This is a genomic window from Mycobacterium ostraviense (genome assembly GCF_002705925.1).
Classification (GTDB): domain Bacteria; phylum Actinomycetota; class Actinomycetes; order Mycobacteriales; family Mycobacteriaceae; genus Mycobacterium; species Mycobacterium ostraviense.
Genome location: NZ_NKRE01000001.1, coordinates 4971037 through 4989961, shown reverse-complemented (window position 1 = coordinate 4989961; position 18925 = coordinate 4971037). Strand labels below are relative to the sequence as shown.

Below are 18925 nucleotides of genomic sequence, written 5' to 3'. Positions count from 1 at the left end.
CAGCAGTGGGCGCCATACCGGGCATCGGGGCGCGGGCGGTGCCGCTGCCGCCACCTCCCGCTTCTCTACCCGCATTCGGGGGCGGGGCCGGCACCGGCGGTGGCTGGCTGGCCGCCAACGCAGCCCGGCTCAGCGCCGGGATCGACGCACTGGCGGCCCCGGTCGGCACGGCCGCCAACGCACTCGCGACGCCCGCCACCCTGAGCGCCCAGGCTGTCCAGGGCGCGGCGGCCGCGGCAACGCCGCTGGCACACGTCCAACCCTGTCTCTTATACACATCTAAAAAAAAACCCCGACCACCTTGGCCACCGGCTGCGCCCGAGCCGGCTACCCCGACCCCACCTGCCCCGCCGATCCCGCCGTTACCGAACAACCCCGCATCCCCGCCAGCACCACCGATCTGACCCGGCGCGCCGGAACCGCCGTTACCGCCGTTACCGAGCAACAGCCCGCCCGGCCCACCGGGAGTCCCGGTGCCGTCGGCGCCGTTGGTGCCGTTGCCGATCAGCGGGCGCCCGAGCAGCGCCTGGGTGGGCGCATTGATCAATCCCAGCAACTGTCCCAAGGGTGACGTGCTAGCCGCCTCGGTGGCCGCATACGCGCCCGCACCCGCCGTCAACGCTGCCACGAACTGGTCATGGAACGCCGACATCTGCGCGCTGAGGGCCTGATAGCCCTGCGCGTGCGATCCGAACACGGCGGCTATCGCGGCCGACACCTCATCCTCTGCAGCCGCAACTATCGCCGTCGTCGGTAGCGTTGCAGCCGCATTGGCAGCCGTGAGCGCTGAGCCGATCCCCGCCACATCCGACGCCGCCGTCGCCACCCATTCCGGTACTGCCACAACAAACGACATGTGCAACCTCCCGACAAGAACAACGCAACGGTTGCCAGGGACCATCGAGCACTCTGCAGCAACAGATCCTATCCCCGCAGCGAACACCTCGAGGGCTTTTGAGGCAAGGCGAGTCGCGGTTGGCGGTGCCGCCAGATGCTGTGGTCAACGTCCGTCGAAGGGCCGCACGGTGGTCACCGGCCAGCACACCGGTACTGCCGAAACCAGCAAACATGCCCGGTGTGCGTGGCTGCAGCTGGGAGGTACCCGCTTCCGAAGGCCGCGGCACGCAGCTCGCAGGCAAGCGCAACTCGCAGCGTCGCTACTCGGCGCAAAGGAATTATCCACAGTCGGAAGTTCATCCACAGTGAGGCCGCGGACCCGAGAATTCGTCGCACCCCAACGGCATAATCGAAAGCATGTTCCAGCTCCGTGGTGCATCGTCTGCGGATTTGGACCAGCTCATACCTGCCGCTGGGCACCGACACCCTTATCGCCAGCGCTATCGCCTCATCAATCAGCCAGCACCACAACGTGTTTCAGCTTCCGCCGGTCGCGTTCGGCTGCTCCCGCGAACACGCCGCCTACCCCGGCACGATCAGCATCAGCGCCACCACGCTGGCCGCGATCGTCGCTGACATCATCGAATCGTTGGCACGCCAGTACATCGCCGGGCTGATCGTCGTCAACGGCCACGGCGGAAACGCGGTACTGACCAACGTCGTCCAGCAAGCCAACCACCCGCAGGCCCTGACCAAGGTGGGGCTCTACCCCAGCCGTGAAGACTGGGCCGAGGCCCGCACCGCTGCAGGAATCCATAGCAGCAACCACGACGACATGCACGCCGGTTAACTGGAAACCTCCATCCTGCTCGCCAGCTACCCTGACTGCCTGCGCGAGGGATGGGAGACCAGTGACCACGCCGCCAACGACCGCCGCTACCTAACGAGCCTCGGCATCCACGCCTACACGCCCACTGGCGTCATCGGCTCCCCGTCGCAGGCCACCGAAATCAAGGGCAAACAAGCCCTCGACCACCTCGGCGCCAACGCCGCCACCCTGATCGAAACTCCTCACCAGGCAGTAACCCGTGCATATCCGGCGGGGCGGCTACCGTCCGCTGGCGCGTGACCCGACCCCGCCACCCATGCCGGTCGACCCTAAAGACATGAGCGCCGAGCAGGCGATCGCAGAATGGGCCAAAGTTAACGCTGAGATACGGGCGTGGAACGCCCGATGCGGCGTCGAAAACGTCGGGCCGCTGCCGCCGGCCCAATACAACGCCTGCATTGCCTCGCGCGGTCCTCTCCTCGAACGCCAAACCGCAATCCGGGCACGCTTAAACGACTTAAATTAGGCATACCCATAGAAGGCGAACCCGCCCCGGCCACCACGCAGCCGGGTACACCCGGTTCCGAGCCCCCACCAAACCAACCGGGTACGCCTTCAAGCCAAGAGCCAGTCCCTCCAGCACAGGAAACACCGCCATTCCCACCGCCTAACAGAATCAACGGAATCACCGATCATGGAGCAGGAAGGATCGCCGGACGCGACGGCGGTCATGGCGTCAGCGACAAGGCAATGCAAGATGCTGTTGCGAATCCTGTTGGGCCGCCCCAGTTTAAAGTGGACGAGCTTGGTAGAGGCGCTTACGTGTACGTTGGGAAAGACGCAACAGTGGTCCTAAACAAAGATGGCCAAGTGGTAACCGCCTGGGCGAACAGCCGGCCGGGCTGGATGGAGAAATCCGTGAGCAACGTTCTCGATGCTATTTCACCGGAGCACCGTCCCGTGATCGCGCAAGAATTAGAGAATCGTAATCCCGCTCTCTTCGACGAACTTCGGCGCACAGAGAAGCCGACCAACGAACAGAGCGACGCTGTTATCGACGTGCTTTCCGACGCCTTGATGAAGAACTTTGGACCTGATTGGGTTCCGAATGATTATGGGTTGAAAATCGAACGAGCAATTGACGCATATTTAGAGACCTGGCCGATATACCGGTAATCGCTTGACACCAACTGTTGCCAGCACCAGGCGCGTAACGGGCATCGGGAGCGCGGCCGGGCTGGTATCCGCGTGGGACTGAAGGAACTTAGGCAGGAACGCACATGACGTACGCAGCCAGGGACGAAACGACGCTCCCCAAACTGCCTGCACAGATGCGGTGGGTGGTGCTGGTGGACAAGCGTCAGCTCGCGGTGCTGCTGCTAGAGAACGAGGTACCGGTCGCTTCCGCGACGGACACGTTGGATGCGCGCGGTGATATCGACTACGAAAACCAGCCGGTCGACGCAGTGGAGCGGCTATGTCGGCGTTTGGCTGACCAGGCGGTGTGAGGTTCCCCCCAAACCGTAGAGGCATCGACAATGAGGAGCACGATGCCAGAGAAGCGGATGAAGTACGACCGGGAGTTCCGTGAGGGGGCTGTCCGGTATTCGGTTGTCTTCACAAACTCTGAACAATGCCGCGGTCACCGCTCTGAGCAGCGCAGACACGCCCAGTATCAATGATCCCGATCTACGGCTGCAGTATTAGAGCCTTGTTCATAGGCCGAGGTTCGCGTAGATATTCGGCTCGTAGTAGTGCGGTCCGACTTTGTGAGTGTTGGCTGCGTAGACAGATGAGTAGTTGTCCTGCGCAAACCTGATGATGCCGGGCTGAAATGACACAGAGACTGTGTAATACCCTGCGTCGAGCAGCGGTTGGGGGATGACCGACGTATCAACTATCCGCTTACCGTCAAGATTTACAATCACGATTGGAAGATTGAACTCGATCGCGACCTTAATTTCGTGCGCGAGGAACGAGCGACCGTCGCTCCCCTTCCGCCGGCCCGCTGCGGTGCCTAGCAGGACTATTTGCTTAGCGTTCTTCATGCGCTCACGCAGGTTGCGTTTGATCGTCTCCGGCGAGCTTGTATCGCGCGAGATGAAGAGATCGTGAGCATCGAAAAAATCGAAGTCGATATGGTCATTGTCACGCCAAGCTTCCATGAGCCGGTAGCAGTGAATGTCCTCGCTCGCGAATGCAACGTAGGTCTTGTTCCGATAGCTCACGCCCGATCCCCTTATCGATGCTTGCCGTCCTTTACGCCCGAGCTGCGGAGACATCATCTTCCAAATGGCACGCGAACGCTAGTGATTGGCCAGTGTGGCGGACTCCGACTTCGTCGAGCCCGTTGACTATGCTGTGCCGTCAGGATCGCGGGTTCAACGGGCGCACCCGGGGATCCGCCGATTGCTCGGCAACCGCCGTCGCGACAAAACAGGTAGCTCTGAGCATGACCGAGTCATCTGACAACTCGGACACCCCCGCCAAACCCCAGGACCACGCGGGCTTGCGCGCCGAATTAGCTGCACTGGCCGATGATTTCACACCCTTGATCACGGAGCTGTGGCCTCGCCTCGAAGACCACAAGTAAAGCTGGGAATTGCACAGCCACGGGCTGGCGGAGAGATACGACAAACTGGTCGTATCCGACATCATCGCTTTGCTGATCGAGGCCCTCAAGGGCATCGGCGTCGCCGATAACGGTCTCCTTGGGGCGCACGCCAGGGCCAAGAGCCACAATCCCACCGGCCCCGGCGCCGCTTGATCAAACGCCACCTCGTCCGCAGTGTCTGACTGGCCGATCGGCTGCGTAAAGGGCGTCTTCGACGTCACCACGTTGATGGCTTCGCCACCCGTGACACAACCGAGCGTCAGCGCAGGATCGCCGAGTATAGGGAAGCAGTAGGAATGTCGCTGTTTCGCATCGTGAGCTGACGACACTTCTGACGACAACGATAACGGAAGTCGGGCTATCCCCGACCCGACACCTCCACCTCCACATCCATGCCAATAGAACTCGCAAATACCTGCCAGCGAGGGAGTGGTGTGGTCATGCACACAACCGGTTCGACGGCGTGAAGAAGAAACACGTCGCGGTACGCAGCCGCGCTACGCGTCTTACCAGCCCGTGGCTCGGCGGGTGCGGCCGTGAACCGACGGCAATAGTGCCGGGCTGCGGATCAGCCTGTCCAGCCGATACCGCAGTCGATACCGCAGCACTTCCAGACCCGTCCAGCTCCGGCCAACGCGACAAGGCCTATCTACGCAGCTAGAAGCCGGTATTTCCCGAACGGACCAGCGCCAGCCAACGCATCAAACGCGCAGGTACACCGATTATGAGTCCGCGGCTCTAACCAACTGAGCTACCGCCCCATGACCATCGAACTTGTGCTTCTATCTTCCGCCTTCTGCGCAGCCTCAGCGTCGTCCCGACAAACAACGACGCTCACCCAAGACAATCGAGCCTACGAAACAGTAGACCAACGCCGAACCAGGCTGCCGCCACGAGGCCGGTTGTACGCGCGGGCGGGACAGACCGCCTCGCCGATAGCATTTCGGCTGTTGCCAGCAATCTGTGCGGGAACAACCGATTGTCAACCTCCGCGGTTAGCGTTGCGTCAGGACGCGGGATGCAGAGGCCCACCGAGTTCACCTACTGACAACGCCAGCTACGCAGCCGAGAGGAGGACCATGGCCGATGTCTTACCGCCGGGGCTGACGACGGCCGAGGCCAGCCAGCGGCGCGCAAAAGACGGCGCCAACCGGCTCCCCGCGGCCAGGCGGCCGTCGGTCGTCCGCCGCCTGCTCGGGGAGCTGACGCACTTCTTCGCGCTACTACTCTGGGCCGCTGCGGTACTCGCGTTCTTCGCCAAGCTTCCCCAATTGAGCATCGCGATCATCGCGGTGATCGTGCTGAACGGGGTCTTCGCACTGATCCAGCAGGCACGAGCCGACCGCGCCGCCGACCGGCTGCAACAGATGCTGCCGACGCGCATCACGGTGTGGCGTGACGGGCGCCGGCAGGTGATCGAGGCCGAGGACGTGGTGTTCGACGACATCCTGCTCCTGGAAAGCGGCGACCGGGTGCCAGCTGACGCCATGGTGCTCACCGAGAATCGGTTGCTGGTCGACTCCTCCATGCTGACCGGCGAAAGCGTGGCCGGCGCCGTGGCCGAGGGCGACGCGCTGTTTGCGGGAACCTTCGTCGTCGAGGGCGATACGTGCGCCCGGGTCACCGCGATCGGCCAACATACACGGCTGGCGGGCATCGCCCGGCTGACGACCTCGACAACGAAACCCGACACGCCACTGACCCGCGGGCTGCGCGGTGTCGTCCGCCTCACCGCAGCAATCGCCGTCGGCGTCGGAGTCGTCTTCCTGCTCATCTCGATGCTCGTCGGCAATCCCGTCCAGCAGGCCTTCGTGTTCGCGATCGGGGTCACGGTGGCCCTGGTCCCGGAGGCGCTGCTGCCGACGGTGACGCTGTCGTTGGCCTGGGGCTCCGAACAGATGGCCAAGCGCCAGATCCTGGTCCGCAACCTCGAGGCCGTCGAGACGCTCGGCTCGACGACGTTCATCTGCACCGACAAGACCGGCACCCTGACCCGCAACCAGATGACCGTCGTCGAGGCCTGGACACCGGCCGGCTCACTGAGCCTCGACGGCGCCGGCTACGGGCCGACGGCCACATTGGCGTGGTCCTCACCCACCGCCGAGGACGCGGTCCGCGAGCTAGCCCGGGCCGCCGAGCGCTGCTCCACCGGATACGCCGAAGAAGTCAACGGGCAGTGGCGAGCCCACGGGGACCCTATGGAGGCAGCCCTCGACACTCTGGCACGGCGACTGAGCATAAACACCGACGAGGACCGTCGCATCAGTCCGCCCAAGTTGCGGTTCCCCTTCGATCCCCGACTGCGCCGCATGGCGGTTGTGCTGGCCGACGAGATAGTGGTGAAGGGGGCACCCGACACCGTGCTTCCGCTCTGCGGCGAAGACCCGGCGGCCCACCAGGCGGTGGATGCCCTCACCGACCGTGGGCTGCGGGTGCTCGCCGTCGCTTCCAGCCCGCGCGACGGCCGCACCCCACGGGACCAGAAACAATGCGATCAGGGATTGCGCCTGCTGGGCCTGGTGGCACTGCAGGATCCGCCGCGTGACGAGGTCTCCGAGTCGCTTCAGGCCTGCCGACGGGCCGGAGTGAAGGTGGCGATGGTGACCGGCGACCATCCGGCCACCGCCACGGCCATCGCCGACCAGGTGGGGCTGCGCTTCCCGAACTCACCGGTGCTTTCCGGGGCGGACCTGCCCGACGACGAACAGCATCTGGCCGCTTTGCTCGACCGCGACGGGGTGGTGATCGCCCGGGTCTCCCCGGAGGACAAGCTGCGCATCGCCCGCGCAGTGCGGTCCAGGCATCACGTGGTCGCGATGACCGGAGACGGCGTGAACGACGCCCCGGCGCTGCACGAGGCCGACATCGGCGTGGCCATGGGCGAATCCGGCACCGACGTCGCCCGCGAGGCCGCCGACCTGGTGCTGCTCGACGACTCCTTCGCCGGCATCGTGGCCGGTATCGAGCAGGGGCGGGCGACCTTCGTCAACATCCGCCGGTTCCTGACCTACCATCTGACCGACAACGTCGCCGAGCTGGCGCCGTTTCTCGTCTGGGCGCTCTCGGGCGGCCTGTTCCCACTGGCACTCGGGGTCTTGCAGATCCTCGCGCTCGACATAGGCACCGACACCCTGTCGGCGGTCGCGCTGGGGGCCGAGCCGCCGGCGCAGCACCTGCTCGAAGGTCCGCCGGTGCGCGGCCGGTTGATGAACCACACCGTGCTGCGCCGGGCCTTCGGACTGTTGGGACCCCTTGAAGCGGTCCTTTCCTTGGCCGCCTTCCTGGTGTCCATGCTGGCGCTCGGCTGGCGTCCGGCCGACCCGTTCCCCACCGGGCACGCCTTGGCGGCCGCATCCGGCGCGGCATTCATCACGGTGGTCTTCGCCCAGACGGCGAACGTCTTTGCCTGCCGGTCGTCCTCGCGCTGGCCAGGGGCGCTGGGCTGGACCAGCAACCGGCTCTTGGTGCCGGCGGCACTCATCGGTCTGACGTTGTCGTTGGTCGAATTGTGGATGCCGCCGGTTGCCAGGTTGCTCGGCCAGTGGAACCCGCCGCTGTGGGGCTGGGTGGTCGCGCTTAGCTCGATACCGATCCTGCTGGCCATCGATGCGCTCGACAAGCACCTGCGAGCGCGTCACCGCCGCCGCTTAGCAAGCGGGGGATCACCTGGGGTCGGCGGCTAAGCGGTTCGGCCAAGCCTTCGGATCAGCCTTCGCCGGCTTCCAGGCTGGCCAGGGCCTGCCGGATGCTCTGGTTCATCTGCTGCGGGCTGGGGGCGGGAGGCTTCTCGGCCGGCTGGTCACAGTTACACGTGGTCACGGGCGCGGTTGACTCATCAGCCATGGCCGGTGCGGCCACCCCGATCGCGGCACCGACCGCGATAGCGGCACTGATCAGCGCTTTGGTGATCATCTGGACGTTCTCCTTGTGCGCGTAGACCGCCCTACCCGGGCGCTGATTACAACGCTATGTTTTCAACTACCCAGACCATGTCCGGTGCGTAGACGTAGATCGCCGCCGCGACCTCGAACGCAGCCTGTTCCACGGTCAAGTCCGTTTCATCGTACACGGCCTCCGCAATGGTCGATGCCCGCAACGGCGGGTTGTCTGCCACGCGAACGTCGTCGGCGATTTGCCGGCCCTGCGCTGCCACGTCGCAGTCGGTGTTCCCGGCAGCCGCGCCGATCTGGCGGTGTGCCAGCAGTGCGATGTAACGCTGATCCTGCGCGGTCAAGACGCAGTCCGCCGATGCATGCGGCGGCAACGTCAGAACCTGCCATAGAAGCAGGACCACCAGTGCGAGGCCGGTAATCAATCGGCCCGGTGAGCTCATCTGAGGGGCGTTCATTTCTCAACCTGCCATTGAGAGGAAATCCGATCCTAGCCAAATCCTAGCCATATACATTTAAGTCAACACCGAAATATTTGCACAGTGCCAGTACTTAAAGGCATTGCAGCCGCGGTGCCGCGTGCGACGTCTCAGGTGCGCTGGTGCTGGCGTCAGTTCGCGAGGGTGGGCGTTGGCGTGACCTTGAGCGCGTAGGCCGGCCAAACGTCCAGCGAGTCGGGGAATGTGACGTTGATGCGATCGGCGGCGCATTCGTGTTCGAGTGTGCCGCCGCCAAGCAACTGGACGGTGGTCTCTGAGGTCCCCAATAGGCCGCGCAGCCCGACGCGGCGCTCCCCCGGGGCCTGCAGGAACGTCACATACAGGGCTTCATCGGTGTGGGTGAAGCGCAGCGGGGTGCCGTCGGTGGCGGTGGCTTGCGGGGTCGTCCAGGGGCGGGTGTCGAAGTAGGCTTCGCCGGTCACGTCGAGCCATGCGCCGAAGTCGGTGAGCAGCTGCGCTTGCAGCTCCGGGATCGTCCCGTCGGGGTAGGGCCCGATGCCAAGCAGTAGGTTGCCGTTCTTGCTCACCAGGTCGGCGAAGCTGCGGGCCAGATCGGTGAGGGTCAGCATCTCGTCGGGACCTTCTTGGCGGTTGTTGCCGAATGAGTTCCCCACGCCGCGGGTCGATTCCCATTTGTCCGGTTTGATCTCGTCGTACTGGGCGTATTCCGGGGTGCGGAAGTCGTAGTGGAAACCGGTCGGGAAGTCCAGGACCCGTACTCGGTCGGGCAGGAACCTCCACAGGGCACCGGCCAGCCCGAGACCTCCCATGATCAGGGGTTCCACACCGGGGACTTTGGCCAGCGGTCGTTGATGACTCCGTCAGGCACCTGGTTGTAGTAATGCGCGAACAGCTCAGCGAGTTTGGACTGGGGTGGGTAGCCGATATCGTTCCACAGCACTGACGGCTGGTAGCGGTTGACGAGCTCGAGAATATGGTTGTCCGCGTATTGCGCGTACTCGTCTGTCTGGACGAGCGAACTCGCCAGCCCCGGCAGATCGGTGATGACCGTCGGGTTGAACGTCCAGTCGTACCCGCCCGAGTAGTACAGACCCATTTTCATGCCGCGGTCGCGGACCGCGCTGGTCAGGTCGCCGACCAGGTCGCGGTTGGCATGCCAGGATTCCTTGTGCGGGTTGGGGTGCCGGCTGGGCCACATCGTAAATCCGTCGTGGTGTTTGGTGGTGAGCACCACGTAGCGCGCGTTCGCTTGCTCGAAGAAAGCGGCCCAGGAGTCGGGATCGAATTGCTTCACCGCTTTGTTGAACATCGGCTTGAAATCGTCGTAAGTGAAGTCGGGGCCATAGGTTTCGGCGTGGTGTCGCTGTGACGGGCTGCCCGGGATTGCGATGGTGTCTGATACCACTCGGCATACGGGTTGTGTTTCAGCCAATATGCGGGTCCCTTGGTGGCCATCAGCTCCTGGGTGTCGGCCTCAAGCGGAGCCCAGCCGGGCACTGAGTACAAACCCCAGTGGATGAAGATCCCGAACTTTGCGTTCTCGAACCACTCGGGCACCCGATGCGTCGCGAGCGACTCCTTGGTCGGTTCGTAGTCGGCCATCCACGCACCTTACTCGGAGCGGCCGGTGTCCGTGGTTATGTCACTGATTTCGACGGCTGGGCCTGGCCACCGCAAAGCCCAACGGAAGCAAGCGTTTTCGTGGATCGTCAAACGCTTCAGTACAGGTAGACGACGGCGTCGTCGCCGCCGCTGCACACCACCAATCCCCCGTCGGCCGAGCAAGTCATGGTGTAGGACTGGCCGGTCACGGGACTGACGGCGTTGACCTGCCGAGGTGAAGGGCCGGCAGGTCCGCTGGCTCCGTAGGCAAGCCGAACCTGTTCGGCGAACTGGCAGGATGTCGCCGGCGATCCGACCGCGGACTGGCTCAACCCGCCGGCGGGCCCGGCCGTGGTCGGACACGTGTGGGCACCCTCGGGCAGCTTCACCGGCGTCGTCGATGTCGTCGAAGTCGTCGACGTGGTGGAAGTGGTCGACGTGGTCGAAGCGCCGGAATCCAGCGTCCACGTCGGGCAGCGCTGCGTCTTGAACGCGACGTCCGTAGGCGCAAGCTGCACGACCTGCGGCCCGGTTCCGGCGCCGTTGGCGATGATGTCCTCGACGGTTCCGCCAAGGCCCCTGAGCCGTTCCCAATAGCAGGCATTGCTGCCCTGCGACCGGTAGGTTCCGGGCCGGATGTCGACCCCGACCCGGTAGGTGCCGTCACCCGGGATGGTGTTCGCCGGGCCCGCGGAAGTGGTGGTCGGCGGGATCGACACCGTCGTGCCGGGATAGATCGGCGGCAGTCGTGATTCCTCCCGGTCGTGAACCGACACCGTCGGCCGGGCGGCCCTGCCACCTGTGCCGAAACACCCCGCCAGACCGCACGCCGACGCCACCCCCACCGCGATGGCCAACATCGCCCGGACCATGCTTCCGGTGCCCATCGGTCAGCCGAACACCGTCTGACCGTCGGCCCCGATCAGGTACCGTTCGGTGCCCTGCTCCACCCGCGGCGCGTCAGCACCCAGCGACACGGCAATCTTGTTGCTGGCGTTACGCATGATGTCAAAAGTCAGCTCGATGGCCTCAGCCTCGGAGAACCGGGAGCGCACCTCGGCGGCATCGTCGACGGCGAGGTGCGCAGGCGTCCAAATTAACGCATCCGTATATCGCAGGGCGGCTTTTGCACAATCATCGAGCAAGGTCGAGGTCTCGAAGCGGTCGATCTCGTCGTACAGCGTGTCCGAACCACCGGCATCCAGGGCGGTGCCCTCACGCAGCGACTTGCATAGCCGGCAGTTGTGTGCAACCGCCCCCCGCAGCCGGACCAGCTCGGAGATGACGGGATCGAGTGCGCGCATCCGGGCCACAGCGGGCAAGAAGTCGTTGAACAAAACGCCGGGCCCCTCGGTCGCCGCGTGGTTCCACCTGATCGGTTCCCGCGCCCATCCCAGGTGCTGCGAGCCGATGCCCAGCGCTTCCAGACCCGCGCGCACCCGCGGCACGAAGTCGGCGATGAATATCGACACCACAGCCCCGAATGCGCTGTCCCCCAACTGCTCAAGCAGACCCGATCGCTGCTCGGCACTGATCTGGGAGACGTCAACACTGAACTGTTCGGCGAACTCGGCAACGGCACGTTCCGCCTCCGACGCCGGCTCGTCGACGACCGCCTCGGAAGGCACGGCTGGCAGCGACAGCGTTCGTGCACATACCCGTCGGACCAACCCGGCAACCCGCCCGTCGCCCGGGGACCACGCAACCAACCGGGCAAGCCCCACGCCAACCGGTGTCTCCGCCGCCATCTTTCACACGCTAGGACGTGCCCTACGTCCCGGCAATCGGCTATTGCGCCTGGCTGACCGACGACATGTGGAAGTCCGGTATCCGCAGCGACGGCATTGCCGCCCTGGTGGCCCAATTCGCCCATTCCCGGGGCAGCGTCACCTCGCTGACACCGGCCTCGGTGGCACGTCGCAGCAGGTCCAGCGGGCTTTCGTTGAACCGGAAGTTGTTGACCGCCGCAGTCACCGCGCCGTCTTCGATGAGGTAGACGCCGTCGCGGGTCAGCCCCGTGAGCAGCAGCGTGATCGGGTCGACCTCGCGGATGTACCACAACGTGGTCAGCAGCAGACCGCGCTCGGTGGCCGCGATCATCTCCGCCAGACCAGCCGAACCGCCCGTCATCAACAGGTTCTCGGCGGCCACGGCCACCGGGGCGTCGTACTTGGCGGCCGTGGCCCGCGGATAGGCCAACGCATTGATCACCCCATCGTGGATCCAGTCGACATGGCCGATGTCCATGCCGTTGTCGAACACCGACAGCGTCTCCGACGAGTTGCTCACCGCGACGAACGGCCGGCACGCCAGGCCCGGCGCCATCGGGTCGGAGAACATCGTCAGCGGCAGCTCGGTGAGCCGCTCCCCCACCCTGGTCCCGCCGCCGGGAGCAGACAGCGCGGTGCGGCCCTCCTGTGCCCCGCGGCCGGCCATCGACCACGACAGGTACAGCATCATGTCGGCCACCGTCGACGGCGGCATGATCGTCTCGTACCGTCCAGCGGGCAGCTCGACCCGGCGTTGCGCCCACCCCAGCCGGGTCGACAGCTGATCGAGCAGCACATCGGTTGGCACACCGGCGAAGTCGGGAGCCCCGACGCCCGCCCAGGCACTGGTGTCGCCGCGTTTGACGTTGATCTCCACTGCGCCGGCCGGTTGGGTGTAGCGCCGCCGCAAACCTGTCGACGATGCCAGGAATGTCGTCGAAAGGCTGTGGTGCGCATAGCCGTACAGCCGGTCGGATCCGCCGAACTCGCGGCTCAGCGAAGCGGCGACATCGGTGAATGCCTCGATGCCCGTGCGGGAAACCGGCGCGTCCCAGTCGACGGGCACCCCGGCGTCGGCCAGCAGGGGTGCGACGTCACCGGCTTCCGGGGCCGAACGGGCCGCGTCCTGCGACGCGGCCACCAGCCCGGGTAACACCGACGGGTCGACCTCACCGGTCTCCACAGCGCCGACGAAAGCGTTATCACCTTGGCGGACAATCGAAATCACGGTCACGCTGCGGCTTGTCGAAAGCCCGTTGGTGGTCATGGAATTGCCCGCCCACCGCAATGTCGCCTCGGTTCGGTCGATGACGAGCACCATGGTCTCGTCGGCGCGGCCACGCTGTGCCGCTTCCGTCAAGACGATGTTGACGACGTGCTGCGCAGTGATCATCGGCCGCCTTCGGTCCGGGTGTTGAGCACGTTGACGCCGCGGAACAGCGCCGACGGACAGCCGTGGCTGACCGCGGCGACCTGGCCGGGCTGGGCCTTGCCACAGTTGATCGCCCCGCCCAGCCGCCAGGTCGACGGGCCGCCCACGGCCTCCATGGAATTCCAGAAATCGGTGGTGATCGCCTGATATGCGACATCGCGCAACTGACCGTCCAGGCGGCCGTCGCGGATGCGGAAGAACCGCTGTCCGGTGAACTGAAAGTTGTAGCGCTGCATGTCGATCGACCACGATTTGTCACCGACGATGTAGATGCCGTCCGGTACCCGGCTGATCAGGTCGGCGGTGCTGAGGTCTTCGGACCCGGGCTGCAACGACACATTCGGCATCCGCTGGATCGGCACGTGATGGGGCGAGTCGGCATACGAGCAACCATTGGAGCGGGGCTGGCCCAGCCGCAGGGCGAACACCCGGTCGAGCTGATAGCCGACGAACACCCCGTCGCGCACCAGATCCCAGCTCTGCGCGGCCACGCCTTCGTCGTCGTAACCGATACTGGCCAGACCGAATTCGGCGGTGCGGTCGGCCGTCACGTTCATCACCGGTGATCCGTAGCGCATGGTGCCGAGTTTGTCCGGTGTGGCGAACGACGTTCCGGCGTAGGCCGCCTCGTAGCCGATGGCGCGATCGTATTCGGTTGCGTGGCCGATGGATTCGTGGATAGTCAGCCATAGGTTGGTCGGGTCGATCACCAGGTCGGTGGGGCCTGCGGTCACGCTCGGCGCCTTGAGCTTCTCGGCCAGCAACAACGGCAGCTGAGCCAGTTCGTCGGTCCAGTTCCAGATCTCGTCGCCGGCGACCACCTCCCAGCCCCGGGCCGTCGGCGGCGCCAGGGTGCGCATGGAATCGAAGGTGCCCGCGGCCGTATCGACGGTGACCGCCTCCAGCGACGGGTACACCCGCACCCGCTGCTGGGTGATCGACGATCCGAAAGTGTCGGCGTAGAAGGTCTGCTCCTTGACCGCATTCAAACTGGCTAACGCATGATTGACGCCGTCGGCGCTCAACAGTCGGCCGGAGTAGTCCTGCAGCACGGCGATCTTGTCGGTCGCGGGCAGGCTGAACGGGTCGATCTGGTAGTCCGACACCCAGCTGACGTCGGCGTAGACCGGCTCCGGCGCCAGCTCGACGCGCTCGGTGTTCAGCGCGGCCAGCGTGGTGGCCACCTGCACCGCGCGGCGCGCGGTATCGGCTGCCACTGACGGCGCCAGCTCGGCGTGCGAGGCGAAGCCCCACGTGCCGTCGACGATCACCCGCACCGCGAAGCCCAGGTCGTGACTGGCGATCGCGGTCTCGAGCTCCCCGTCGCGCAGCTGGATGATCTCGGTGCCGAGGCGATGAATCCGCAGGTCGGCATGGCTGGCCCCGGCGGCGGTGGCCGCTGACAACGCGGCGTCGGCCAACGCGTGGCGCGGCAGGTCCAGGAAGTCGGAATCGATCCCGCGCTTCGGTGTCACGACTCCACCGTATCGACCACGCTTTAATACACCCATGCGCGCCACGCCACGCCGACCCGCCGCGCTCGCGTACGCCCTGCTGGCGCCCAGCCTGTTCGGCGTGCTCGCCTTCCTGTTGCTGCCCATCCTGGTGGTCGTCTGGCTGAGCCTGTACCGGTGGGATCTGCTGGGCCCGCTGCGCTTCGTTGGGCTGGCCAACTGGCGGTCGGTGCTGGCCGACTCCGACTTCGGCGGCTCGCTGGTGGTTACCGCCATCTTCGTGGCGATCGTGGTTCCGGCGCAGACAGTGCTCGGGTTGCTGGCCGCGATGATGCTGGCCCGGGGGCTTCCGGGCACGAATTTTTTCCGCACGCTCTACGTCCTGCCGTGGGTCTGCGCCCCACTGGCGATTGCGGTGATGTGGCGCTGGATCCTGGCGCCCACCGACGGCGCCGTCAGCGCCGTGCTGGGCCGCCGGGTCGAATGGCTCAGCCATCCCGATTTGGCCCTGCCCTTGGTGGCCGCCGTCGTCGTCTGGACCAACGTGGGCTATGTCTCGTTGTCGTTCCTGGCGGGCTTGCTGGCCATCCCCGACGACATCCACGCGGCCGCCCGCACCGACGGCGCGACCGCCTGGCAGCGATTCTGGCGGATCACCCTGCCGATGCTGCGGCCGACGACCTTCTTCGTGCTAGTCACCGGAATCGTCAGCGCCGCACAGATTTTCGATATCGTCTACGCACTGACCGGCGGCGGGCCGGAAGGCAGCACCGACCTGGTGGCTCACCAGATCTATTCCGAGGCATTCGGTTCGGCGGCCATCGGTCGGGCGTCGGTGATGGCCGTGGTGCTGTTCGTCATTCTGGTCGGCGTCACCTTCGTTCAGCACCTGTACTTCCGGCGACGGATCAGTTATGACCTCACCTAGCCGGGCGGTTTCCAACGCCGTGATCTACGCCGGGCTGATCCTCGGCGCAGTAATCATGCTGCTGCCCTTCTTGCTTGGGCTGCTGACGTCGTTCACCTCCGCCCACCAGTTCGCGACGGGTACGCCGCTGCAGTTGCCGCGCCCGCCGACGCTGTCGAATTTCACCGACCTGGCCGGCGCGGGCTTCGGCCGCGCGGCGGTGGTGACCGCGCTGATGACGGCGGTGATCCTGCTGGGACAGATGACGTTTTCGGTGCTGGCCGGCTACGCATTCGCCCGGCTGGAATTCCCCGGACGAGACGTGTTGTTCTGGGTCTACATCGCGACGTTGATGGTGCCGGCAACGGTCACGGTGGTGCCGCTGTATCTGATGATGGCGCAGCTGGGCCTGCGCAACACGTTCTGGGCACTGGTGTTGCCGTTCATGTTCGGATCGCCGTATGCGATCTTCTTGCTGCGCGAGCACTTTCGTATCATCCCGAATGACTTGATCAACGCGGCTTTCCTGGACGGCGCCAACACCCTGGATGTGCTTGTGCACGTGGTGATTCCGTCCAGCCGCCCGGTCCTGGCCGCCCTGACGCTGATCACCGTGGTCTCACAGTGGAACAACTTCATGTGGCCGCTGGTGATCACCAGCGGCCACAAGTGGCGGGTGTTGACGGTGGCCACGGCCGACCTGCAGTCGCGGTTCAACGCCCAGTGGACGCTGGTGATGGCGGCGACGACGGTCGCGATCGTTCCGTTGATCGCGCTGTTCGTCGCGGCTCAACGGCATATCGTCTCGTCGATCCTGGTCTCGGGGCTCAAATGACGCGTCATTGCGCCGAGATTGCCGTTAGGGCGGTCGTTGTGGCCGACCCACGACCGTCACGGCAATCTGGATGCACACCATGACGCGCCCCCGCTTTTCCACCCTGGTCGCCGCCGCGCTCACGTCGATCGCGGCGCTTCTCGGGGTTACGGCGGTAATGCTGGACCGTGCCGGCGAACCGGCCGCCGGCAGGATCGTCGTCACCGTCCGGCTGTGGGCCGAGCCGATCGCATTGGCGTATCAGCGCTCGTTCGAAGAGTTCACCCGCACCCATCCCGGCATCGAAGTGCGCACGAATCTGGTGTCCTATTCGACATACTTCGACACCCTGCGCACCGACGTCGCCGGCGGCAGCGCCGACGACATCTTCTGGCTGTCCAACGCCCACCTCGCCGCCTATGCCGACAGCGACCGGTTGATGAAGATCGACCCACACCTCGATCCGGGTGGCTGGGAACCGTCGGTGGTCGACCAGTTCACCCGCGACGGCGTCCTGTGGGGAGTGCCGCAGCTGACCGACGCGGGAGTCGCCGTGTTCTACAACGCCGACCTGCTGGCCGCCGCCGGTGTCGACCCGGCCGAGCTGGACCGGGTGCGCTGGAGCCCGGGCAGCGACGACACGTTGCGCCCGCTGTTGGCCCGGCTCACCGTCGACAGCGACGGACATGTCGCCGGCACCCCGAGTTTCGAGGCCCGACGAGTTCGCCAGTGGGGCTACAACGCCGCCAACGACCCGCAGGGCATTTACCTGAACTACATCGGCTCGGCCGGCGGGGTTTTCCAGCGCGGCAACGAGTTCGCCTTCGACAACGCGCCCGCAGTCTCGGCTTTCCGGTATCTGGTCGGCCTGATCAACGACGACCATGTCGCGCCGCCCGCCTCCGACACCAACGACAACGGCGATTTCTCCCGCAACCAGTTCCTGGCCGGCCGCATGGCGCTGTTTCAGTCCGGCACCTACAGCCTGGCGCCGGTGGCCCGCGACGCCACCTTCCGCTGGGGTGTGGCGATGCTGCCGATCGGGCCGGTGGGACGGGTGAGCGTCACGAATGGTATTGCCGCGGCTGGCAATTCGGCCACCACGCACCCAGACGCGGTGGGCCAGGTACTGGCCTGGATGGGCAGCACCGAAGGCAACACCTACCTGGGCCGTGAGGGTGCGGCCATCCCGGCGGTGCTGGCGGCCCAGCCCGTTTACTTCGCCTACTGGAAAGCCAAGGGTGTCGACGTCGCCCCGTTCTTCGCCGTGCTGAACGGACCGCGCATTCCGGCGCCCGGCGGTTCGGGATTCGCTGCCGGTAACGATGCCCTCAAGCCCTATTTCGACGACATGTTCCTGGGCCGCGGCGATGTCGCGACCATCCTGAGGCAGGCGCAGGCCGCGGCCAACGCCGCAGCCCAGCGCTGATAGCCGACATGCCGGACACTAGGACGGCGCTGATCTAGTCCTTGAGTTGTGGGCTGCAACCGGGCTTTCCCATCAGCCACATCAGTCTCCGCGGGTTCGGGATGTCTCGTTTTGCCCACCTGGTAGCGACAAATTCGTTGCGCCCCTGGGCTCCTCGCTCAAAGCGGTCGTGGGGCTGCGCCCCGGTGTGGGGAGATGGAAATCCCGTGCTGGTGCGGTTGGGTCGGTGGCTGATGGCGTCGAGCGTGCGCTGGCGGCGTCGAGCGTGCGCTGGCGGCGTCGAGCGTGCGCTGGCGGCGTCGAGCGTGCGCTGGCGGCGTCGAGCGTGCGCTGGCGGCGTCGAGCGTGCGCTGGCGGCGTCGAGCGTGCGCTGGCGGCGTCGAGCGTGCGCTGGCGGCGTCGAGCGTGCGCTGGCGGCTTTGACTGTGCCGTCAGGGCGGCCGATCGCGGCGGTTCCCGCCCTCCATACACAGTCAAAGCCGCCAGCGCACACTCGATGCGGCGGCATGACAGCCGACTCGGTGAGCACGAGAGACAGCCCCCGAACGCCTGCCACCACAAGAGGTTTGAGCGAAGGTGCGGCATCGCGATCACCAGAGCGACAGTGACGCCGCTTCGCCAACTGCCACCACAAGAGGTTTGAGCGAAGGTGCGGCATCGGCGTGCCGAAACAGAGCCCATGGTGTGCGTGGGCGGCCAAGGCCGCGCACGAGGACATCGTTGACCAGCAGCATTTGTCAACGCACACCGAATCGACTTGGGGTCCATGTTAGTGCCTGTTCGTAAACATTCATGCGGCCTGCTGGACGGGCGCTGGTGGGCTGGCGCGGAGGCGTCCCCATCTGGGCTGTTGCGGCGTACCCGATGTCGCTTGTTGGAGTTTACGA

Annotated in this window: 18 protein-coding genes and 3 pseudogenes; 10 read left to right on the top strand and 11 right to left on the bottom strand. The window is 65.5% G+C overall.

Annotated elements, in window-relative coordinates:
• Window positions 1–289: 289 nt before the first annotated feature.
• Window positions 290–856: pseudogene (locus CDN38_RS31190) on the bottom strand (PE family protein); the annotation flags it as partial.
• Between the two features lie 411 nt (window positions 857–1267).
• Between CDN38_RS31190 and CDN38_RS23160 the strand changes: the two are divergent.
• From CDN38_RS23160 to CDN38_RS23145, 4 genes and pseudogenes are all read left to right on the top strand, one after another.
• Window positions 1268–1966 (top strand): annotated as a pseudogene (locus tag CDN38_RS23160) (creatininase family protein).
• 37 nt (window positions 1967–2003) lie between these two features.
• Complete coding sequence (locus tag CDN38_RS31185) at window positions 2004–2192, top strand: hypothetical protein (protein WP_233026740.1); 189 nt, start codon at window positions 2004–2006, stop codon at window positions 2190–2192.
• Window positions 2193–2584: 392 nt separating this feature from the next.
• Window positions 2585–2842 (top strand): hypothetical protein, encoded by a 258-nt coding sequence (locus tag CDN38_RS23150; protein WP_099319462.1) that lies wholly within the window; start codon window positions 2585–2587, stop codon window positions 2840–2842.
• A gap of 104 nt (window positions 2843–2946) precedes the next feature.
• Window positions 2947–3171: pseudogene (locus CDN38_RS23145) on the top strand (hypothetical protein); the annotation flags it as partial.
• Between the two features lie 210 nt (window positions 3172–3381).
• On the opposite strand, the gene CDN38_RS23140 reads toward CDN38_RS23145, so the two are convergent.
• A complete protein-coding gene (locus tag CDN38_RS23140) occupies window positions 3382–3894 on the bottom strand; it encodes a TIR domain-containing protein (protein ID WP_075513603.1) in 513 nt (170 codons plus the stop codon).
• Window positions 3895–4118: 224 nt separating this feature from the next.
• Here CDN38_RS23140 and CDN38_RS31180 point away from each other — a divergent pair, with 224 nt between their 5' ends.
• The 3 genes from CDN38_RS31180 to CDN38_RS23130 all read left to right on the top strand — a co-directional run bounded on the left by CDN38_RS31180 (window position 4119) and on the right by CDN38_RS23130 (window position 7963).
• The gene (locus CDN38_RS31180; RefSeq protein WP_233428417.1) at window positions 4119–4259 is read left to right on the top strand and encodes a hypothetical protein; all 141 of its coding nucleotides are present in this window, start codon (window positions 4119–4121) and stop codon (window positions 4257–4259) included.
• 9 nt (window positions 4260–4268) lie between these two features.
• Window positions 4269–4433, top strand: coding sequence for a hypothetical protein (locus CDN38_RS31175; protein WP_233026997.1), 165 nt, complete (start codon window positions 4269–4271; stop codon window positions 4431–4433).
• Window positions 4434–5359: 926 nt separating this feature from the next.
• Window positions 5360–7963: a cation-translocating P-type ATPase gene (locus CDN38_RS23130; protein ID WP_099319207.1), complete on the top strand. Its 2604-nt coding sequence runs from the start codon at window positions 5360–5362 to the stop codon at window positions 7961–7963.
• 22 nt (window positions 7964–7985) lie between these two features.
• Here CDN38_RS23130 and CDN38_RS23125 read toward each other — a convergent pair whose 3' ends face one another.
• The 9 genes from CDN38_RS23125 to CDN38_RS23095 form a co-directional block, all read right to left on the bottom strand.
• Entirely contained in the window at window positions 7986–8192 is a 207-nt protein-coding gene (locus CDN38_RS23125; RefSeq protein WP_075513601.1) for a hypothetical protein, read from the bottom strand.
• 46 nt (window positions 8193–8238) lie between these two features.
• The gene (locus tag CDN38_RS23120; protein ID WP_082277433.1) at window positions 8239–8628 is read right to left on the bottom strand and encodes a DUF732 domain-containing protein; all 390 of its coding nucleotides are present in this window, start codon (window positions 8626–8628) and stop codon (window positions 8239–8241) included.
• A 152-nt stretch (window positions 8629–8780) separates the two neighbouring features.
• Window positions 8781–9455, bottom strand: coding sequence for an alpha-L-fucosidase (locus tag CDN38_RS31985; protein WP_267888324.1), 675 nt, complete (start codon window positions 9453–9455; stop codon window positions 8781–8783).
• Window positions 9443–10036, bottom strand: a complete 594-nt coding sequence (locus CDN38_RS31980) for an alpha-L-fucosidase (protein WP_267888323.1) — start codon at window positions 10034–10036, stop codon at window positions 9443–9445. The genes CDN38_RS31985 and CDN38_RS31980 overlap by 13 nt, the downstream gene beginning before the upstream one ends.
• On the bottom strand, window positions 9922–10233 hold the full coding sequence (locus CDN38_RS31975; RefSeq protein ID WP_267888322.1) for an alpha-L-fucosidase: 312 nt from the start codon (window positions 10231–10233) through the stop codon (window positions 9922–9924). The genes CDN38_RS31980 and CDN38_RS31975 overlap by 115 nt, the downstream gene beginning before the upstream one ends.
• 116 nt (window positions 10234–10349) lie before the next feature.
• Window positions 10350–11120 carry an Rv1352/Rv1906c domain-containing protein gene (locus tag CDN38_RS23110; protein ID WP_233026996.1) on the bottom strand — a complete coding sequence of 257 codons (771 nt, stop codon included), beginning with the start codon at window positions 11118–11120 and terminating at the stop codon, window positions 10350–10352.
• Window positions 11121–11123: 3 nt separating this feature from the next.
• The gene (locus tag CDN38_RS23105; RefSeq protein ID WP_075513599.1) at window positions 11124–11981 is read right to left on the bottom strand and encodes a carboxymuconolactone decarboxylase family protein; all 858 of its coding nucleotides are present in this window, start codon (window positions 11979–11981) and stop codon (window positions 11124–11126) included.
• Between the two features lie 40 nt (window positions 11982–12021).
• The gene (locus CDN38_RS23100) at window positions 12022–13395 is read right to left on the bottom strand and encodes a TldD/PmbA family protein (RefSeq protein ID WP_075513598.1); all 1374 of its coding nucleotides are present in this window, start codon (window positions 13393–13395) and stop codon (window positions 12022–12024) included.
• Complete coding sequence (locus tag CDN38_RS23095; RefSeq protein WP_075513597.1) at window positions 13392–14909, bottom strand: TldD/PmbA family protein; 1518 nt, start codon at window positions 14907–14909, stop codon at window positions 13392–13394. Before CDN38_RS23095 ends, CDN38_RS23100 begins: the two co-directional genes overlap by 4 nt.
• 34 nt (window positions 14910–14943) lie before the next feature.
• Here CDN38_RS23095 and CDN38_RS23090 point away from each other — a divergent pair, with 34 nt between their 5' ends.
• The 3 genes from CDN38_RS23090 to CDN38_RS23080 all read left to right on the top strand — a co-directional run bounded on the left by CDN38_RS23090 (window position 14944) and on the right by CDN38_RS23080 (window position 18038).
• On the top strand, window positions 14944–15816 hold the full coding sequence (locus CDN38_RS23090) for a carbohydrate ABC transporter permease (protein WP_075513596.1): 873 nt from the start codon (window positions 14944–14946) through the stop codon (window positions 15814–15816).
• Window positions 15803–16630, top strand: a complete 828-nt coding sequence (locus tag CDN38_RS23085) for a carbohydrate ABC transporter permease (protein WP_075513595.1) — start codon at window positions 15803–15805, stop codon at window positions 16628–16630. Before CDN38_RS23090 ends, CDN38_RS23085 begins: the two co-directional genes overlap by 14 nt.
• Before the next feature lie 79 nt (window positions 16631–16709).
• Window positions 16710–18038 carry an ABC transporter substrate-binding protein gene (locus CDN38_RS23080; RefSeq protein ID WP_075513604.1) on the top strand — a complete coding sequence of 443 codons (1329 nt, stop codon included), beginning with the start codon at window positions 16710–16712 and terminating at the stop codon, window positions 18036–18038.
• Window positions 18039–18925 lie beyond the last annotated feature (887 nt).